The organism is Peribacillus sp. 05N428, from assembly GCF_056397085.1.
The window spans coordinates 19,503-36,841 of sequence record NZ_JBFTMS010000026.1 but is presented as its reverse complement, the minus strand read 5'-3'; the positions used below and the strand labels follow the sequence as shown (position 1 = coordinate 36,841).

Annotated in this window: 19 protein-coding genes; 14 read left to right on the top strand and 5 right to left on the bottom strand. The window is 41.6% G+C overall.

What is annotated here, in order from left to right:
* Window positions 1-66: 66 nt before the first annotated feature.
* Together AC1DIV_RS20750 and AC1DIV_RS20745 are read right to left on the bottom strand one after the other, a co-directional pair.
* Entirely contained in the window at window positions 67-717 is a 651-nt protein-coding gene (locus AC1DIV_RS20750; RefSeq protein ID WP_477577323.1) for an O-methyltransferase, read from the bottom strand.
* A complete protein-coding gene (locus AC1DIV_RS20745; RefSeq protein ID WP_048681517.1) occupies window positions 704-1,036 on the bottom strand; it encodes a hypothetical protein in 333 nt (110 codons plus the stop codon). Before AC1DIV_RS20745 ends, AC1DIV_RS20750 begins: the two co-directional genes overlap by 14 nt.
* Window positions 1,037-1,267: 231 nt before the next feature.
* On the opposite strand from AC1DIV_RS20745, the gene AC1DIV_RS20740 reads away from it, so the two are divergent.
* Both AC1DIV_RS20740 and AC1DIV_RS20735 read left to right on the top strand, forming a co-directional pair.
* A complete protein-coding gene (locus AC1DIV_RS20740) occupies window positions 1,268-1,828 on the top strand; it encodes a TetR/AcrR family transcriptional regulator (protein WP_340877527.1) in 561 nt (186 codons plus the stop codon).
* A 35-nt stretch (window positions 1,829-1,863) separates the two neighbouring features.
* A complete protein-coding gene (locus AC1DIV_RS20735) occupies window positions 1,864-3,219 on the top strand; it encodes a DHA2 family efflux MFS transporter permease subunit (RefSeq protein ID WP_477577336.1) in 1,356 nt (451 codons plus the stop codon).
* Window positions 3,220-3,266: 47 nt separating this feature from the next.
* Here the strand turns inward: AC1DIV_RS20735 and AC1DIV_RS20730 are convergent, their stop codons facing one another.
* Window positions 3,267-3,695 carry a MarR family winged helix-turn-helix transcriptional regulator gene (locus AC1DIV_RS20730; RefSeq protein WP_048681510.1) on the bottom strand — a complete coding sequence of 143 codons (429 nt, stop codon included), beginning with the start codon at window positions 3,693-3,695 and terminating at the stop codon, window positions 3,267-3,269.
* 133 nt (window positions 3,696-3,828) lie between these two features.
* Window positions 3,829-4,920, bottom strand: a complete 1,092-nt coding sequence (locus AC1DIV_RS20725; RefSeq protein ID WP_048681506.1) for a low temperature requirement protein A — start codon at window positions 4,918-4,920, stop codon at window positions 3,829-3,831.
* A 223-nt stretch (window positions 4,921-5,143) separates the two neighbouring features.
* Between AC1DIV_RS20725 and AC1DIV_RS20720 the strand changes: the two genes are divergently transcribed.
* The 12 genes from AC1DIV_RS20720 (at window position 5,144) to AC1DIV_RS20665 (ending at window position 16,791) form a co-directional block, all read left to right on the top strand.
* Window positions 5,144-5,704 carry an NADPH-dependent FMN reductase gene (locus tag AC1DIV_RS20720; RefSeq protein WP_053536265.1) on the top strand — a complete coding sequence of 187 codons (561 nt, stop codon included), beginning with the start codon at window positions 5,144-5,146 and terminating at the stop codon, window positions 5,702-5,704.
* A 173-nt stretch (window positions 5,705-5,877) separates the two neighbouring features.
* On the top strand, window positions 5,878-6,519 hold the full coding sequence (gene ycaC / locus AC1DIV_RS20715; protein WP_048681500.1) for an isochorismate family cysteine hydrolase YcaC: 642 nt from the start codon (window positions 5,878-5,880) through the stop codon (window positions 6,517-6,519).
* 1,016 nt (window positions 6,520-7,535) lie between these two features.
* Window positions 7,536-9,602 (top strand): BglG family transcription antiterminator, encoded by a 2,067-nt coding sequence (locus AC1DIV_RS20710; RefSeq protein ID WP_477577321.1) that lies wholly within the window; start codon window positions 7,536-7,538, stop codon window positions 9,600-9,602.
* Window positions 9,599-9,865 (top strand): PTS sugar transporter subunit IIB, encoded by a 267-nt coding sequence (locus AC1DIV_RS20705; protein ID WP_048883162.1) that lies wholly within the window; start codon window positions 9,599-9,601, stop codon window positions 9,863-9,865. The genes AC1DIV_RS20710 and AC1DIV_RS20705 overlap by 4 nt, the downstream gene beginning before the upstream one ends.
* 17 nt (window positions 9,866-9,882) lie before the next feature.
* Window positions 9,883-10,149: a PTS sugar transporter subunit IIB gene (locus AC1DIV_RS20700; protein WP_048883161.1), complete on the top strand. Its 267-nt coding sequence runs from the start codon at window positions 9,883-9,885 to the stop codon at window positions 10,147-10,149.
* A gap of 31 nt (window positions 10,150-10,180) precedes the next feature.
* Complete coding sequence (locus AC1DIV_RS20695; RefSeq protein ID WP_048689424.1) at window positions 10,181-11,449, top strand: PTS ascorbate transporter subunit IIC; 1,269 nt, start codon at window positions 10,181-10,183, stop codon at window positions 11,447-11,449.
* Window positions 11,450-11,568: 119 nt separating this feature from the next.
* Window positions 11,569-12,414 carry an HAD family hydrolase gene (locus AC1DIV_RS20690; RefSeq protein WP_323602807.1) on the top strand — a complete coding sequence of 282 codons (846 nt, stop codon included), beginning with the start codon at window positions 11,569-11,571 and terminating at the stop codon, window positions 12,412-12,414.
* A gap of 29 nt (window positions 12,415-12,443) precedes the next feature.
* The gene (locus AC1DIV_RS20685; RefSeq protein WP_283932143.1) at window positions 12,444-12,662 is read left to right on the top strand and encodes an MFS transporter; all 219 of its coding nucleotides are present in this window, start codon (window positions 12,444-12,446) and stop codon (window positions 12,660-12,662) included.
* A 256-nt stretch (window positions 12,663-12,918) separates the two neighbouring features.
* Window positions 12,919-13,887, top strand: a complete 969-nt coding sequence (locus tag AC1DIV_RS20680) for an ABC transporter substrate-binding protein (RefSeq protein ID WP_477577319.1) — start codon at window positions 12,919-12,921, stop codon at window positions 13,885-13,887.
* 85 nt (window positions 13,888-13,972) lie between these two features.
* On the top strand, window positions 13,973-14,977 hold the full coding sequence (locus AC1DIV_RS20675; RefSeq protein WP_477577317.1) for a FecCD family ABC transporter permease: 1,005 nt from the start codon (window positions 13,973-13,975) through the stop codon (window positions 14,975-14,977).
* Entirely contained in the window at window positions 14,974-15,987 is a 1,014-nt protein-coding gene (locus tag AC1DIV_RS20670) for a FecCD family ABC transporter permease (RefSeq protein WP_477577315.1), read from the top strand. Before AC1DIV_RS20675 ends, AC1DIV_RS20670 begins: the two co-directional genes overlap by 4 nt.
* 15 nt (window positions 15,988-16,002) lie before the next feature.
* Window positions 16,003-16,791 (top strand): ABC transporter ATP-binding protein, encoded by a 789-nt coding sequence (locus tag AC1DIV_RS20665; protein ID WP_095393428.1) that lies wholly within the window; start codon window positions 16,003-16,005, stop codon window positions 16,789-16,791.
* A 96-nt stretch (window positions 16,792-16,887) separates the two neighbouring features.
* On the opposite strand, the gene AC1DIV_RS20660 is transcribed toward AC1DIV_RS20665, so the two are convergent.
* A complete protein-coding gene (locus AC1DIV_RS20660; RefSeq protein ID WP_053537360.1) occupies window positions 16,888-17,226 on the bottom strand; it encodes a YmaF family protein in 339 nt (112 codons plus the stop codon).
* Window positions 17,227-17,339 lie beyond the last annotated feature (113 nt).

Sequence of the window (17,339 nt, the reverse complement as noted above, 5' to 3'; positions counted from 1 at the left end):
CGTTTACTCGTGAGTTTGGGCAGTTTACTCGTGAGTTTGGGCAGTTTACTCGAGAGTTTGAGCAATTTACTCGTTAGTTTGATCGATTACTTTTGAAAGGGTCAGTCCATCACCGATTGGGATTAGCATGGATTCCAGTTGAGGATGTTTGGCCACCGTTTCATTGAATGCCTTCATAAAGGCAGTGTGACGTTTAGGTTCAGCATCCGGATCAGCGACACTGCCCCTTGCAAGTACGTTATCCATGACGATTAAAGCACCCGGCTCTGCCAGTTTAATGCAATATTGCAGGTAATTTTCATAATTGTCCTTGTCAGCATCTATAAAGAAGAAATCAAATTTCTTGTTATCATGAGCGAGTTTTTCAAGGCTTTGCAGGGCTTCTCCGGTCATATAGGATACTTGATCGCCAAAGCCAGCTTTGGTTAGATTGCGATAAGCTAATTTTGCGTATTCCTCCTTTAATTCAAGGGAGGTTAATTTTCCTTCGCTGCCGAATCCCCTGGCAAGGCAAATCCCGCTATAGCCTCCAAGAGCGCCTATTTCCAACACATTTTTAGCTCCTGAAATGGATATAAGCATGGTAAGAAGTTTGCCAGATGAGGGAGATACCGAAATGGACGGCATTCCGTTTTCTTGTATGGACGCAATGACTTCTTCCAAAAGATCATCTTTAGTATAAAATAATGAATCGATATAACTGTTAATTTGTTTCATTCATTTCCATTCCTTTCTCATTGGAGGTTTCCTTTTCTTCATTGCCCTTTTCGGCTGCTTCTTCATTTTCTTGTATTTCAAATAATTGAATGAATTCGTTGATTAACATATCAATCGCTTTTAATTCACCGACTAAGATTTGCTGAATGGATTGAAATTCTGGTTGATCTAACTGTTCCTTAATGGTTGAACGTTTAAGGTTCATCATGTCTAAAAAAGCGATGGCTCTTCCGCGGCGAAACGTTTTTGGGCCACGATGGTGTGCAGCATGGTCTTTTCCTCTGTGATGTCCATCTTTTTTGGATTTTTCATTTCTCATGTAAACAACCTCTTTCTGTGTATACATACGTATACATTTTTCTCTCTTATGTTAAATGTATACGTATGTATACAAGATGTCAAATGGCAATCAAATAGAAAAATTAAATTAAAAGTTTGTCTAAATTGTGAATTCGTTATTTTGAGGGGTAAAAAAGTACTTACATTCAAAGATTTTTTTTTGCTATAGTTACAAATAGACCGGTTGGTATGGCGGGGGTGTGCTACGGAAATGGATACAAAATCGTTGATAATCGACAATGCAACGATTCTTTTCCAACAAAAAGGATATAAAGGTGTTGGACTAAGCGAAATCTTAAAAGTATGCAATGTTACGAAAGGTTCGCTTTATCACCATTTTCCTAATGGAAAAGAGGAATTATTAATCGCTTGCCTTCATTCTTTGAATGAAGTTATTACGATGGATATCGTGGATATTTTTGAACGATATCCGACAACGTTAGAAGCGACAAATTCCATGATTGAAAAGCTGATCGTCAATTTAGAAAGGGAAGGGACGATTACGGGTTACACATTTAGTAGTATGGTAAGTGAAATGGCCACATTAAGTGATCCCGTACGAAAGGCTTGCGCCGATCTCTATGCGAAAATTCAAGGGATTTATTTTAAAAAGCTATTGGAAGACGGATACCCAAAAGAGTCAGCTTCCAATATGGCATTGATGATGACAGCCACTATCGAAGGGGCAATGATGCTTTGTTTGGCCGAAACATCGGCAAAGCCGCTAAAAGTAATTTCGCAATTGATACCTAATATATTGAAGGAGTTTTAACAGTGGATAATAAACATATTAAAACAGGACCGATAATGGCTGCTCTTTTAGTAGCAGGCTTTGTTGGGCTTTTTAGTGAAACCGCATTGAACATCGCCTTGGGTGAATTGAGCCACATTTTTGGCGTGGATGCGACGACAATACAGTGGCTTGCAACAGGCTACTTTTTAACGCTTGGTATTTTAGTGCCGGTAACAGGAATTTTAATGCAAAAATTCACAACACGCCAAATGTTCATGGCGTCTTTATTCTTTTCGATCATCGGAACGGTCATCGCCGCAGTAGCACCGGTTTTTAGCGTGTTATTGACGGCCCGTGTCATTCAGGCAGCTGGACTGGCGATCATTTTGCCATTGACGCAAAGTGTCATTTTCACGATTTTTCCACCGAATAAACGCGGCGGGGCAATGGGTGTGATGGGCTTAGTCATCTTGGCGGGTCCAGCATTCGGTCCTACATTGGCAGGGATGATTTTAGATACGCTATCATGGCCTTGGATATTCTGGTTTACGCTTCCATTCTTGTTATTCTCGCTTATCTTCGGCTATATCTATATTCCGAATGTCAATGAAACCAGGAAAGTATCAATCGATATCTTGTCAGTTGTGTTATCGACGATTGGCTTTGGTGGAGTTGTATACGGTGTAAGTGTAGGCGGGGATCATGGTTGGACGAGTATGACGGTAATTGGCATGATCATCGTTGGATTGATCGCCCTGATTCTCTTTGCAATCCGTCAAACGAAGATGGAAAACCCAATGTTGAATTTAAAGGCATTCAAATACCCGTTATTTGTGCTAGGTCTTGCGATGAACATGATTACGTTCCTTAATATGTTATCGATGCTGGTTGTGTTACCCATGTATATGCAAATGGCGCTATTGGTATCTGCGTTCGCCACTGGGCTGATCATGCTGCCAGGCAGTCTATTAAACTGTGTTTTTGCCCCGATCATCGGCCGGCTATTCGATAAATATGGACCACGTGCCGTAATTACACCAGGGACGATTCTGGTCGTCATTGGCTATGGGCTATATGCAATGTATGGAACGGACACAGCACTATGGATCATGGTTGTTACGCATATCGTGATGATGCTTGGCATTGGCATGGTACTTGCTTCCGTACAAACGAATACATTGAATGCTTTGCCAAAACAATTCTATCCGGATGGCATTGCGATTACACAAACATCTCAACAAGTATCAGGGGCAATTGGCATAGCGGTCATGGTGTCTCTATTCTCTGCGAAGCAAAATGGCTACTTGACTGATGTGGCAAATGATTTACCGGCAGCTGCTGCCTCTGGTTCATCACTTGTATTTAAAATTAGTTTGATTTTCGCCATCGTGAATGTGGTGCTTTCATTGTTCATGAAAAAACCGAAGTAACAAAAATAAAAAAACAGATCACCTTTCAAACGGGTGATCTGTTTTTCTTATTTTTGAACTTTACTTAGTAAATCCAAAAGCTGCTGTTTTTCCGTCTCATTCAAGTTGGCAAACTGTGACGCCTGAAAATGCTCTTGTTTTGGAACGACTTCATGAAAGAACTCTTTACCTTGCTCAGTCAATGACAGGTACTTCGTTTTCCATTCCTGCTCCCGTTTAATCAATCCCAAATCTTCCATTTTCCTTAATAGTTGAGTGATATTGCCTTTCGTTACAAAAAGCTTGTTTGCCAGTTCTTGCTGAGACAATCGTTCATGGGAACCCACTTGAACCAAGATATCGAATTGGGCTGCCGATAGATTCCATTTCTTTAAATGTTGATTGGATTCCCGGATACTCTGGTTATATATCCGTGTGATCCGGAACCATAACATTAAACCTAGTCTTTCCTCATTATTAGATGTGGAGGGATGCATGAATGTCACCTCATACTTTCTTTGTTCCAATCAGTTTATGAATAAACCAATTGCGTGTCAAATGCAAAAAATTCCAACTTCCATATGAAGAAACCAGTATGATCGTATGATACTGGTTTCTTTGATTCCTTTATTATGTAGTCGTTAATTTAGCATAGATGATAAAGAACAGTGTTAATTCGGCTATTATCACAATATTCGGTACCCCGACAAACAAATTAAAAATAAAAAAGACGGCTAAAATCCCTAAAAATAACCCTAAATGATATATTTGCAACCGCTGGTGCTTATGTCTATATTGGTGGAAAACAAACGTGGCTGACATGAAATAGAGCAATACGGAACCAAAAACAAAATAGAGGATAAATGAATAATGGACCTCATGTAAAAACAATAACCTGATGGCTGCTGCAATCATGCTTATAGACATTAAAATAAACAGATGACCGTAAATGATGATTTGGCCGGAAGATTGTACAGACTTGTCGACTTTCTTGTCCATATTATCGAAATATTGCCACCACATGGCTATTATCAGGGCAAATGAAATGATGGAAAAGGCTATCGAATCCCAATTTCCTTGTTTAGGCTGAATGACCGCAAGCGTGCTGACAAGAGCTTCCCCAAAGAGAATGATGGTAAATAGGCCAAAGCGCTCCAACAGGTGGGCCGTATTTGTAGGAACCTTTTCTAAGCACTTTCTTCCAAGGATCGGGACAATGATATCGACCAGGATGCCCAAATACAACACTGCATACCGAAGCCAAGAATCAAAAAGGACGGAGAATAATGAAATGGCGATTCCAATCCAAAAATACCTTCCCAAAAAGAGTGCTGCCTTTTTTCGAAATCCCTCTTCTATCCGCTGTACAACGAGATATTGGATAGCAGTAACGGCTCTTAAACCAATATAACCAATTAAAAAAGAAAGGTAATAAGGATCAAAATCAGCAGATAAGCTTGAGGTCATGATCAGGACAAAAAACATTTGCAATATCAAAAATAGCCGTTGATGAAATACATCCTTCCCAAACCGGTTAATAAATATGGTTTGCCCTACCCAAGCCCACCAAATAGGGATAAAAATCAGCACGAACTTTAATAAATACTCTGGATGGATATATCCATCTTCAACATGCAGTAAAACATGAGTTGCGCCTGCAACGGCCGCCACAAATAACAAATCATAAAAGAGCTCTAACCATGTAACTTTCTTTTCATCCATTTCTGTACTCCTCCCAACGCCTTATAGGTTATAGTATGTTTGAAATATTCAGAAAATGGAAGGGGCCAATATAACTTTGGGGTAAGAAATGAAGTTCTTTTAACCCAATATTAAGTTAAGCCAAATTTAGTACATACAAGCGTGTAATTAGGAATAACGTCACTTTTTACCTTTGGTATATTATGGTACTATAGGATATGATTTCAAACAGGGAGGGAAGTAGATGACCAGAACCATCGGCCTTATTTGCGGCAGTTTACGGGAAAATTCTTATAATCGAATCATTGCTCAATCATTGACGGATATGGTTGATTCGTATCAATTTCGCTGGATCGAAATTAATGATCTTCCGTTGTTTAACGAAGACTTAGAAATAAGTGGGGTTCCAGAAACAGTGACATCATTTAAATCCGCCATCCAGGACGTCGACGGTATCATTATCGTAAGTCCAGAGTACAATTCTGGAATGCCAGGCGTATTAAAAAATGCATTGGACTGGGCATCAAGACCTCGGGAGTCCGCCGTTCTTACCAAAAAACCAGTTGGCCTGATTGGAGCTACTCCAGGTGGAATGGGTACTGCATTTGCTCAAATGCAAATCAGGCAAGTACTGGAAGCCATGCAAGTACATGTCCTTCCATTTCAAAAAATGCTGATTTCGCAAGTACATAAAAAGATTGATTCTGATCGGAAAGTGCTTACCGACGATCAAACAAAACGTTATCTTGAGCGTTATTTACAACAATTCATTCATTGGATCGATCACACTCCAGCTATAGATTAGTCAATAATCAATGATTCTTAGTATATATATGATTGACAGGCTATAAGTTTATAGATAAACTTAGAACAACATTCAGTTAAGTTATAAACTGATTGGAACCAATGGAGGAGTTGGGGGATTTCCCTACATATGAACTTTCTTCGATAGCTTTTAATAAAAGGAGGACTTTAAAAATGTCTGATCTCTATTCCCGTCTTTCCAAGGATGATGCTGCCGTTCTTCTGGTGGATCATCAAACCGGTCTTATTTCCGGGCTAGTGCGTGATTATGGTGTTGATGAATTCAAGAACAATGTCATGGCCCTTGCCAACACAGCAAAGTTTTTTGATTTACCAGTCATTTTGACGACAAGCTTTGAAAACGGACCAAACGGACCGCTCATGCAAGAATTGGAAGAACTTTTTCCTCACGCACCAAAAATAGCTCGGCCTGGACAAATTAACGCATGGGATAATGAAGATTTTGTTAAAGCAATCGAAGAAACTGGAAAAAAACAACTAATCATCGCGGGCGTGGTTACAGATGTCTGCGTCGCTTTCCCGGCGCTATCCGCTTTGAACGCCGGTTATGAAGTATTTGCTGTCACTGATGCGTCTGGAACAGTCAGCAAACAAGTAGCTGATGCAGCATTAGCGCGTATGGCCCATGGCGGTGTGCAGCTTATGAACTGGTTTAGCGTAGCATGCGAATTACAACGTGATTGGCGCAACGATGTCGAAGGTTTTGGTGCTTTACTTTCCAGCCAGCTTCCTGGTTATCAAAATATCATCGGGAGCTATAGGGGAGCGCAGCGCGACTTCAGCAAGCAGATCTAGATTGTGTCTTAACCAAGTTGAATAAGGGAGAGACAATATGTCCTTCCCAGTTTGTAAACAAAAAGGTTTCGGAATGTTCTCATTCCGAAACCTTTTTTATTTTTTTAACGGATTTGAAACGTTCTTAATCGCGTTTTATAAGCTGCAGCTTTCAAATAAAAAAAGAATGTACCATGATTATTCTTCAAAACCTTATTCATTTGAATAGTTAGAGGATACCCCTTTGTAAAGTCTTCTTTTTGTTTATCGTTTTTTGAACCATCTTTTTATCATTATGCATTCTCCAATTAATAAACCTACTAGAACACAAGTAATGCCTATAAAATAATCTGGATTTTCAAATAAAATGTCAGCAAGTATTGTACCAATAAAAATCCCTAAAAGAATAATAATATATGATTTATATCTAAACCTTAGGTAATTAAACATGAAAATACAATTCCTCACTTTTTTAGTTAGTATATTACGCATTGTAATCGAAATATTTTGAATTTACAAATAAAAAGAGGAGGTTTTACCTATGGTAAAAGAGATTTTAAGTCTATTGGTTGCCTTTTTCATTACTTTTTCATTATTTTCAAGTAGTACTATAGCATTTGCTTCTCAATAATATGAAAAGCAAGAAGTATTGTTTGAAGGTACTAGCGGTGTGAATTAGTAATCTGGAACGGAAGGTAAAAAGATTCCTGCGGGAGATACGTGTCCAAGGAGACCGAAGGCGAAAAGGCGCGCCTAGGCAGCTCCCAGAACGCCTGCAGAAAGCGAGTGCCTGGAACGTACAAGGAACACCCCCTCCAATAGTGTGTGCAATTTCATTTTAATACTGCATAATGCACTTTTAATTCATTCGCTTTTCTACAAGGCAGAATGGTAATTGACCTAGCAAGGATGCGGTATTGTGCACAAATGTTTAAAGAGTATATTATTGTGCAGTACCTATGACAACATTCGGACTGAGAAACGCTACATTTTTAATAAAAAGTGAGATATCGTAGAAGCAGGGAGAGGGATTGAGAATGTTTTTAGATGAAAGAAGCGCCAATTTACTAAAACTATTACAGCATTCGCCCATTTCAAAAATGAAAGAACTTGAAGCCCAAACAGGTCTGACGAGAAGGCAGATTCAATATGGATTGAGCAAAGCGAATGACTGGCTCCAATTTCATGGATATCAACCGATTCAATATAATCGTGAAATGGGCTACTCCTTTTCTGAAACAATCAGGGATGAAGAATTGAATGTAAAACTGACAAAACGCAATTATATATTTTCAGAGACAGATAGGGAAAAGGTTTTTTACCTCATGATCCTGTTAAGCCAAGAAGAATTGTCCGTCTATCATTTCCAGACGATCACCGGGGTTTCGCGAAATACGGTGCTGAAGGATTTAAAAAGACTTAAAGAGAAAAACAGGGACATATCGCTCAAAATCCAGTATTCCAAACAAGATGGCTACGTGGTGATTGGGGAAAGCCGAACAAAGAGATATATCATTGAACGTCTCGTGCATGATGTACTGAACAGTCCCAATAGTGATTGGATCATGGAGTGCATATGGGGAAATCATGAAAAGCAAATCAGCTCGATCCGGTTACAGCTTGAAAGGGCCGAACGTAAATTGGGCATCACCTTTACGGATGAACGGCTTCATGAACTGAGCTATTTATTTCTATGTACAGATCAACTCATAGGAAAAGGGGAAGAGTTACAGGCCGACCAGAGCTGGGCGCCGTTTGTTGCGACGGAGGAATACAAACTGGTTGAGGAGATGACCAGGACGAATGCGTTTCAATCAGTATGGAGCGAAACGGAAAACTTATACGCAGCCTTACATTTATTGAGCATGAATCGAACGAAGGATATTTCCCCTCTTAAGGATGATGAAGTCATTCAACACTTATTGCAGGAAATCGTGGAAGAGTTCGAGAGGCTTGCATTTGTTCACCTGAAAGACAAAGAGCAGCTATGCCAGCAATTATACGTTCATTTTAAACCGGCATATTATCGCCTGCGGTATGGTCTCCCGCAAATGAATCCGATGACGGGACGGGTGCAGAAGGTATATCCCGAACTGCATCATTTGACAAAAAAATCCCTGTGGGTGTTGGAGAAAGAGGTTGGCTGTCCAGTATCGGAAGAAGAAGTGGCCTATTTCACGATTTATTTTGGCGGATGGCTGCGCAGGCAAGGGACAACATTGGATGATCGAAAACGGGCGATTGTCGTATGCCCAAATGGTATCGGCATCAGCAATATCCTCATTTATACATTGAGGGAATTATTTCCTGATATTTTGTTCCTGGATGTTTTGTCCGTTAGAAATGCAGCTGAATACCCGCTGTCGTACGATCTTGTTTTCTCGACGGTGCATATGAGAACAAAAGCGGCATTATTCGTTGTACCGCCGATTTTGGAAATGCAGGACAAACATACATTGCGCCAGCAAGTCATGCAGGAATTGTATGGATATACGACGGAAAGTGTGGATGTTGCAGCTTTATTAAAGATCATTTCCAAGTATGCAACCATCCATGAACAGGATCAGCTTGAAAAGGCTTTGAAATCGAATGTGTATACCCATACACCAAAAATAACCCAATTTTCTTTAAAGGAGGCAGAGAAGCCCGTGTTAGAAGAACTGCTCAATATGCAAACGATCCAATTACAGCAGCAAGTTTCCGATTGGAAAGAAGCCATTCAAGTCGCGGCCAAGCCTCTCGTGGACTTAGGTACCGTCGAAGAACGATATGTGGATGCCATGATCGAGGCCATAGAAACGAACGGACCATATGTAGTGATAACGCCTGGAGTGGCGATTCCCCATGCACGTCCGGAGCAGGGGGTCAGGTCTTTATCCATGAGTTTGCTGAAATTGGAGGAAGCCGTGGACTTTGCGCCGGATAAACCGGTCCGCCTGATTATCATTTTGGCGGCCGTAGATAACGATTCGCATCTGCGGGCATTGATCCAGCTCACTCAATTATTGAATGAGCCGGCCAATATAGAAGAAATCTTAAGCACTTCAGATAAATCGGTCCTTATGGAGTACGTTCATAAATATTCGAAGGAGGAAGCGGAATGAAAATCATGGTAGTATGCGGAAACGGATTGGGAAGCAGCTTCATCATGGAGATGAATGTGAAGAAAGCATTGACGGAAATGGGGAAGACGGCCGAGGTGGATCATACGGATCTCGCATCCGCAAAAACGGTTCAAGCTGACATTTTCCTGGGGGCAGCGGATATTGTCGGCCAGCTGGATGATGGAACCCGGACGATCGTCACATTGGAGAACATGATGAGCATCCCTGAAATCAAATCTAAATTGGAAATGCATGTAGGATAAAAAAAGGAGAGATTGATATGAAGAAAATCATGGTAGTGTGCGGTAATGGATTGGGAAGCAGCTTCATCATGGAGATGAATGTGAAGAAAGCATTGACGGAAATGGGGAAGACAGCCGAGGTGGATCATACGGATTTGGCATCAGCAAAAACGGTTCAGGCCGATATTTTCCTGGGAGCGGCGGATATTGTCGGTCAGCTGGATGATGGAACCCGGACGATCGTCACACTGGAAAACATGATGAGCATTCCTGAAATCACATCGAAATTGGCTTCACATCTATAAGAAGAAAACATAAAGAAGAGGGGGAGAGGCAATGCTGGAACTTATCATGAATGACATCTTGGGCACACCTTCCATACTTGTGGGGCTGTTTGCCCTCATTGGACTGCTGTTACAGCGGAAATCCAGTGCGGATGTCGTATCTGGAACGCTAAAAACCGTCATGGGCTTCATTATCATCGGAGCGGGAGCGGCAGTGCTCATTGGCGCCCTTGATATATTCAGTAAAATGTTCGATCATGCATTCAACGTACAAGGCGTCATACCGAATAACGAAGCCATTGTCGCAGCCGCCCAAAGTGATTTTGGGACTTCGACTGCACTTATCATGGTATTTGGGATGGTTGTCAATGTTTTGCTTGCTCGTTTCACGCCATTTAAATATATATTTTTAACGGGACACCATACCTTATTCATGGCTTGTTTACTTGCAGTCACCCTATCCGTCGGCGGGCTCAGCGGATTTCCGCTTATCTTGGTCGGCTCCATTCTATTAGGAGTATGCATGGTGTTGTTCCCAGCCCTCCTTCAGCCATACGTACGGAAGATTACCGGCAGCGATGATTTTGCCATCGGCCATTTCGGGACAATCGGATATTTCGTATCCGCGACTGTGGGAAAATGGTTTGGAAATAAGGAAAAAACGACAGAACAAATCAAGGTTCCAAAGTCTTTAGGATTCCTGAGGGACACATCGGTCGCTGTATCGCTTACGATGACGATGTTCTTCGTGATCGTCGCGTTGTTTGCCGGGCAGAACTATATTGAAACGGAATTATCCGGCGGTTCGAACTTCATCGTATTCTCTTTCATCCAGGCGATAACATTTGCTGCAGGAGTCTACATCATCCTTGCAGGAGTACGGATGTTAATTGCTGAAATCGTCCCTGCATTCAAAGGGATTGCCGATAAAGTGGCACCGAATACAAAACCTGCATTGGACTGTCCGACCATCTTTCCATTCGCTCCAAATGCAGTGATCATCGGGTTTCTATTCAGTTTCTTGGCTGGACTATTATCCATGTTCCTCCTTCCGGCACTTGGATTGAAAGTAATCGTGCCGGGGCTCGTACCGCATTTCTTCACCGGAGCTGCAGCAGGTGTTTTCGGAAATGCCACGGGAGGCAGACGCGGAGCGATGCTTGGATCGTTTGCCAACGGACTCATCATCAGTTTCCTGCCGGCAATACTCCTGGTCTTCTTGGGGGATGTAGGGTTTGAAGGCACAACATTTGGTGATTCGGACTTCGGTGTGGTAGGTCTCTTGATCCTGAGTGTCATGAAACTTTTAGGATTATCCTAAACTGTTATACTGATAAGGTACAGAAATAAAAATATATGAATGAAACCAACAGCCTAAGATCTTATAGATAATGGGCTGTTGGCATTTTCATCATCATTCTGATTTTTGAGGTGATTGGCATGGCCAACAAAGCAATTGTGCTCGATTTGGATGGCACGACATTGAACGAAAGAAATACTGTGAATGAGACGCTGGAACAATACATAGGCGAACTTAGGGAAAGCGGTAAGCTGATTTTCATTGCAACAGGAAGAACGCTGGAAGAGGTGAGGGACGTTTTGCCGGCCGGCATGGAGGCTGATGGAATGGTGACCGCCAATGGAATGTCCGTATTCATCGGAAAGGAACAGATTGTCGAACACGCCCTGTCGACGGAACTTGTCGAAGAATTGGTCGCCAAAGCAGGAGCCGAAGAGATTTTTTACGAAGTTCATCCGAACGAAGGAACAAGGATGGCATTACTTAAAGATAAAGACTATATGGTTAAACAAGGTTTGATACCAAAACCTGAGACAGTCGATGAAAATGAATGGCTATCAAGACAGGATGCAGTCGAAGACAAAATAAGATGGTCAGAACAACTGGATATAAAGAGCGTCGCCAAGATCTACTTTTTCAGCAATGAAATGAATACGATTCGAAAATGGAAAGCTGAGTTGGGGAAAATCAAGCAGTACAATGCCTTTACCACAGCTTCCTCCACCCATCATAATGTAGAAGTGACCGTGGAAGGCATCACAAAAGCAACAGGCGTTCAACTGCTGCTGAAACATTTTCAGCTAGCACCCGAAGAGATCCTGGCAGTAGGCGATGGCGAAAATGACCTCCCGCTATTTAAACTCGCCGGACATTGCGTTGCCATGAAAAACGCCACTGACCTTGTCAAAGAACAAGCCGATGAAGTGACGGAGTATTCATATCGAGAAGATGGACTGTATCGCTTTTTGAAGGGAATGTTTCACTAAAATAACCTGGAAGGAAACAATCTACGAGAATGGGCCTGTTCCAAAGTTTATATTCGGCTGGAATGTTTTTGGGACCCGTCCTAATCGGCATCTTGATTGAAGTGTTTTCAAGATCGACAGGCTACCTGATCATGGGTGCATTATCAATTGTTTCTACCATTCTTATTAAAACCTCCATAAAACGCCCAAAAAAAGAAGCTACAAATGAAGAATATCCTCTTGAAGAGATGCTGATTGAAAGAAAATAGTTTCTTTGAAAAGGCAAGGCAAGGAGAGCAGACCTTAATGGGTTTGCTCTTTTTTACTTTTTTTAAAGTTCAACTTCACGTTATTAATAAAATGCATGCAGATTGTCTTAATGGCCATAATGATTTTTATTCACAAAATTTCATTAATATTGACGGTATCAATCTATGACTTTATCATAACAGCAGGATAATGATAATCATTTTCAATTATGATTAACTCGTGAAGAAGGTATAGATGACGGGAAGGGTGCAAAATATGAGGGAATTTAGAAAAGTAAGAACGTTTGGGGGAGGAGCATTCATCCTGTTACTTGCGATTATGGTGATGTTATCAGGATGTAATAATTCTCAAAAAACAACAGAAGCAGAGAAGACTTCTGCTGATACAAGTAATCAAGAAATAAGGACGATTAAGCATGAAATGGGAGAAACGGAAATGAAAGATACTCCGAAAAAAATAGTTACACTTGAGTTATCTTTCGTTGATTCTTTAAATGCCCTAGGGATAAAACCTATCGGGATTTCGGATGACAACAAAAAAGAGATGATTACAAAACTTGTAGGTCAAGAGATGGATTATACTTCTGTAGGAACACGCGAGCAGCCTAATTTGGAGGTGATCAGTTCTTTACAGCCGGATTTAATCATTGCGGATGCTGAGCGGCATAAAGGGATTTATAAAGATTTACAGCAGATTGCTCCTACCATCGTTTTAAAAAGTCGGGAATCTACCTATCAAGAAAATCTGGATTCATTTAAAACGATTGCAAAGGCAGTAAACCAGGAAGATGCTGCAGCAAAAAGATTGAGCGAGCATGAAAAAACGATTAAGGAACTTAAATCAAAGCTTACTGTTGATCCAAATATGACGGTTTTACCAGCAGTTGTACGAGATACTTCATTCCAAGCCCATACTTCATCTTCTTATGATGGAGAATTGCTTGAGCGCATGGGATTGAAAAATGCCATTCAGCAGGAACTGCCACATGCCGAGATGAATCTGGAGCAGCTTGTCGAGATTGATCCGGATGTGCTGCTTTTAGCGAACAATGAGGGTAAGTTACTTACTGATGAGTGGAAAGACAATCCTCTTTGGAAAGACTTGAAGGCTGTAAAAAACGGACAAGTGTATAGTGTTGATCGAGATTTATGGACGAGGTACCGCGGTGTTGTATCCGCAGAGGCCATTGCTAAAGACACTTTAAAAATGCTTGGAGAAGAATAGACGAACAAAAGCGAAGTAAGAGATCCCATTCTTACTTCGCTTTCCATTAGGATTAAATTTTGTCAGGAAGTGTGTTGTATGGTCAATGGAAACTGTAGGTAGAAGTAAACTGAAAGTATTATGTACGGCTATAGCTGGAATCGTTTTGTTAATTTTAGGAATCCTGGCGAGTATTTCTGTGGGAGCGGCCGATATTGATGCATCAATGGTTTTGAAGTCCTTTTTTGATGCCGACTCGTCCAAGGAACAGACTATTATCAGGACTCTTCGATTGCCACGAGCTTTAGTTGGGGCGTTGGTCGGTGCTAATTTAGCGGTAGCGGGTGCTCTCATGCAGGCTATTACCCGGAATTCATTAGCTTCTCCGCAAGTGTTTGGTGTTAATGCCGGTGCCTCATTTTTTATTGTGTCAGCTTTTGTTTTCTTTCCTAACCTTTCTTCCGTGTCTCTAGTTTGCGTTGCATTCATTGGTGCAGCAATGGGAGGGATGGCAGTCTATTCTTTTGCTTCGGGAGGAGGAATGACCCAAGTGAAGCTGGCATTGGCTGGAATGGCTGTTCACTTTTTTTTATCTTCTTTAACGCAAGGCATGATCATATTTAGTGAACAAGCGAAAGATGTGCTCTATTGGTTAGTTGGGTCTGTTAATGGAAAAACATGGGCGCACGTGAACATGATCCTTCCTTGGTCTCTTATCGGTCTGCTTGTTGCTGCCATGTTCTCTCGCTCTGTTTCCATCCTTGTCTTAGGAGAAAATATGGCGCAGGGACTTGGGCAGCGGGTGTACCGAATCCGTATTTTGGCAGGAATATTGGTGATCATTTTGGCAGGATCTTCGGTTGCCGTCGCAGGCCCAGTGGGATTTGTGGGATTGATCATCCCTCATATCGTCAAGAGACTGGTGGGCGGGGATTATCGAAGAATCATCCCTTTTTCTGCATTATTCGGCGCTTTACTCTTAGTTTACGCAGATATTCTCGCACGTTTCATCGCTTATCCTTTTGAGTCGCCGGTAGGCATCGTAACCGCTATGATCGGTGCGCCATTCTTCCTTTATTTAGCGAAGAGAGGGAGGAATATTAAGCAATGAAACTAAAACGGACATTTGGGTTGAAATCAACTTTGCCCCCTTATTCCATTATCCTGTTGCTGACGGTTACCGTGCTGATTTTAGCAATCGTGAGCTTGGGCTTAGGGGCCATTTATATTTCACCTTTAGAAATTCTTCAAAATTTCCTTGGAAATGGCATGCAAAGTCAGACATTCATTCTGCACAACTATCGCATACCGCGCATTCTAATTGCCGTGATAGTGGGGGCCGGATTGGCAACGGCCGGAGCCATTCTGCAAGGTGTCCTTCGAAATCCGCTGGCTTCTCCAGATGTGATTGGGGTAACAAAAGGGGCCGGATTGGCAGCAGTTATCGTCATTGTTTTATTTCCGCAATCGCCCATTATCATACTGCCTCTTTCAGCATTTATCGGAGCGGCGGTCATGGCGGCCATTTTGATGATATTTGTTTATAAAAAAGGAGCTCAACCAAATACGATAGCTTTGGTCGGAATCGCTTTAGGGGCCATATGTCAAGCTGGCATAGAGTATTTCATGGTCAAGTTCCCGGATGATGTAAACACGACACTGCTGTGGTTGACTGGCAGTCTATGGGGAAGAGGATGGGATCAAGTATTCATTTTGCTTCCATGTCTTGTGCTTGTACCGGTATTGATTGCATTAACTTCTAAAATGGATGTACTGAGCCTTGGAGACGATATGGCCACAGGTCTCGGTGAAAGGTCAAAATTACTGCGTTATATATTGTTAAGTGTTTCTGTCATATTGATCGGAGTCTGTGTAGCTGCGGTTGGTTCCATTGGGTTCATTGGTTTGATCGCCCCCCATATTGCAAGGAGAGTGGTAGGGTCAAAATTCAAGGTTTTACTTCCTGCTTCAGCTCTTTTTGGTTCGATCTTTCTACTTGTTGCCGATAGCCTGGGAAGAGGATTATTCCCTCCAATAGAAATCCCCGCCGGAATTATCACTGCGGTGATTGGTGTACCATATTTTTTATATCTATTGCGCCGTGAAAGAAAAATAACATAAGGAAGGCTGAATATCATGACAACATTATCAGCAGAGCATCTTTCGCTCTCTTATGGGGCAACTCAAATCATTGATAATATCGATTTGGAAATTCCTGAAGGTAAGATCAGTATAATCATTGGTTCCAATGGTTGTGGCAAATCTACGATTCTGCGGTCTCTAGCTAGATTATTGATGCCGCAGCAAGGCACGATCTATCTAGATGGAAAGGCCATTCATCAGCAATCTTCCAAAGAAGTGGCCAAGAAATTGGCCATCTTACCCCAAGCTCCGGAAGCTCCGGAGGATATAACCGTTAAAGAACTATGCTATTATGGCAGGCATCCGCACAAAGGCTTATTTTCCAGACAAACCCCAGAAGATCATAGGATTGTCGACCGTGCCTTATCAGCAACAAAAATGACGGAGTTCGCTGATCGGACATTGGATGCATTATCTGGAGGACAAAGGCAAAGAGCATGGATTTCGATGGCCTTGGTACAGGAAACCGACCTTTTACTGTTAGATGAACCGACAACCTATCTGGATTTAGCGCACCAAATTGAAATATTGGAATTACTGCGCGATTTAAACGAAACGTATGGACGCACGATTGTCATGGTTCTGCATGATTTGAATCAAGCGGCACAGTATGCCGATCATCTGATTAGCATCAAGCAGGGAAAAATCTATAAAGAGGGACCGCCTGAAACGGTATTCACAAAAGAGATGATCAAGGACGTTTTCAGACTGGAATGCTGTATTATTGAAAACCCTGTTGATCAAACGCCTCTATGCATTCCCATTGGTTTATCTCAGGATTGAAAAACTAATTCTGATAAAGTTAGAGATGCATTTAGAGTCTATCGAAGTCAAAAAAACATCAGGGGGATTTCCCATCCCCCTGATGTTTTTTTGTTCTTATTTATTTCCTGGGGCAGGTTGATCGACCCCTGTAATTCTATGTCTATGCCCATCATCTTCCGTTGTATAAAAATCATAGTAATGAACATGCATTCCATTTCCAACCGGAATGGGCGGTCCCGAATATGCCTTATAATAATGGGAATGTCCATCCTCAAATAACACATATCCTTCAGTATAATGAATATGTCCTCCCTCTTGTGATGAAATTGGCGGGGATGTTACATCTAAACATTGATGGACATGGCCGTCCGCTATGGAAGTATAATCAACAGATCCATGATTGTGATGTGGTACAAACCCAGATACAAAATCATTTTTTCCTACCTTATTCAATCTCTTCACCCCTTGTACATAATAAAAAACGTTTTATAAAACATATGCTTGGAACAACAAGATGATTCTTAACGACAAATTTATGGAAGGAGGGGTTAAAACGTGGAAAACCA

Bases quoted from the DNA above. Each gene is read 5' to 3' on its own strand.
- AC1DIV_RS20750 (WP_477577323.1), bottom strand. From the start codon at position 717: ATGAAACAAATTAACAGTTATATCGATTCATTATTTTATACTAAAGAT.
- AC1DIV_RS20745 (WP_048681517.1), bottom strand. From the start codon at position 1,036: ATGAGAAATGAAAAATCCAAAAAAGATGGACATCACAGAGGAAAAGAC.
- AC1DIV_RS20740 (WP_340877527.1), top strand. From the start codon at position 1,268: ATGGATACAAAATCGTTGATAATCGACAATGCAACGATTCTTTTCCAA.
- AC1DIV_RS20735 (WP_477577336.1), top strand. From the start codon at position 1,864: ATGGCTGCTCTTTTAGTAGCAGGCTTTGTTGGGCTTTTTAGTGAAACC.
- AC1DIV_RS20730 (WP_048681510.1), bottom strand. From the start codon at position 3,695: ATGCATCCCTCCACATCTAATAATGAGGAAAGACTAGGTTTAATGTTA.
- AC1DIV_RS20725 (WP_048681506.1), bottom strand. From the start codon at position 4,920: ATGGATGAAAAGAAAGTTACATGGTTAGAGCTCTTTTATGATTTGTTA.
- AC1DIV_RS20720 (WP_053536265.1), top strand. From the start codon at position 5,144: ATGACCAGAACCATCGGCCTTATTTGCGGCAGTTTACGGGAAAATTCT.
- ycaC (WP_048681500.1), top strand. From the start codon at position 5,878: ATGTCTGATCTCTATTCCCGTCTTTCCAAGGATGATGCTGCCGTTCTT.
- AC1DIV_RS20710 (WP_477577321.1), top strand. From the start codon at position 7,536: ATGTTTTTAGATGAAAGAAGCGCCAATTTACTAAAACTATTACAGCAT.
- AC1DIV_RS20705 (WP_048883162.1), top strand. From the start codon at position 9,599: ATGAAAATCATGGTAGTATGCGGAAACGGATTGGGAAGCAGCTTCATC.
- AC1DIV_RS20700 (WP_048883161.1), top strand. From the start codon at position 9,883: ATGAAGAAAATCATGGTAGTGTGCGGTAATGGATTGGGAAGCAGCTTC.
- AC1DIV_RS20695 (WP_048689424.1), top strand. From the start codon at position 10,181: ATGCTGGAACTTATCATGAATGACATCTTGGGCACACCTTCCATACTT.
- AC1DIV_RS20690 (WP_323602807.1), top strand. From the start codon at position 11,569: ATGGCCAACAAAGCAATTGTGCTCGATTTGGATGGCACGACATTGAAC.
- AC1DIV_RS20685 (WP_283932143.1), top strand. From the start codon at position 12,444: ATGGGCCTGTTCCAAAGTTTATATTCGGCTGGAATGTTTTTGGGACCC.
- AC1DIV_RS20680 (WP_477577319.1), top strand. From the start codon at position 12,919: ATGAGGGAATTTAGAAAAGTAAGAACGTTTGGGGGAGGAGCATTCATC.
- AC1DIV_RS20675 (WP_477577317.1), top strand. From the start codon at position 13,973: ATGGAAACTGTAGGTAGAAGTAAACTGAAAGTATTATGTACGGCTATA.
- AC1DIV_RS20670 (WP_477577315.1), top strand. From the start codon at position 14,974: ATGAAACTAAAACGGACATTTGGGTTGAAATCAACTTTGCCCCCTTAT.
- AC1DIV_RS20665 (WP_095393428.1), top strand. From the start codon at position 16,003: ATGACAACATTATCAGCAGAGCATCTTTCGCTCTCTTATGGGGCAACT.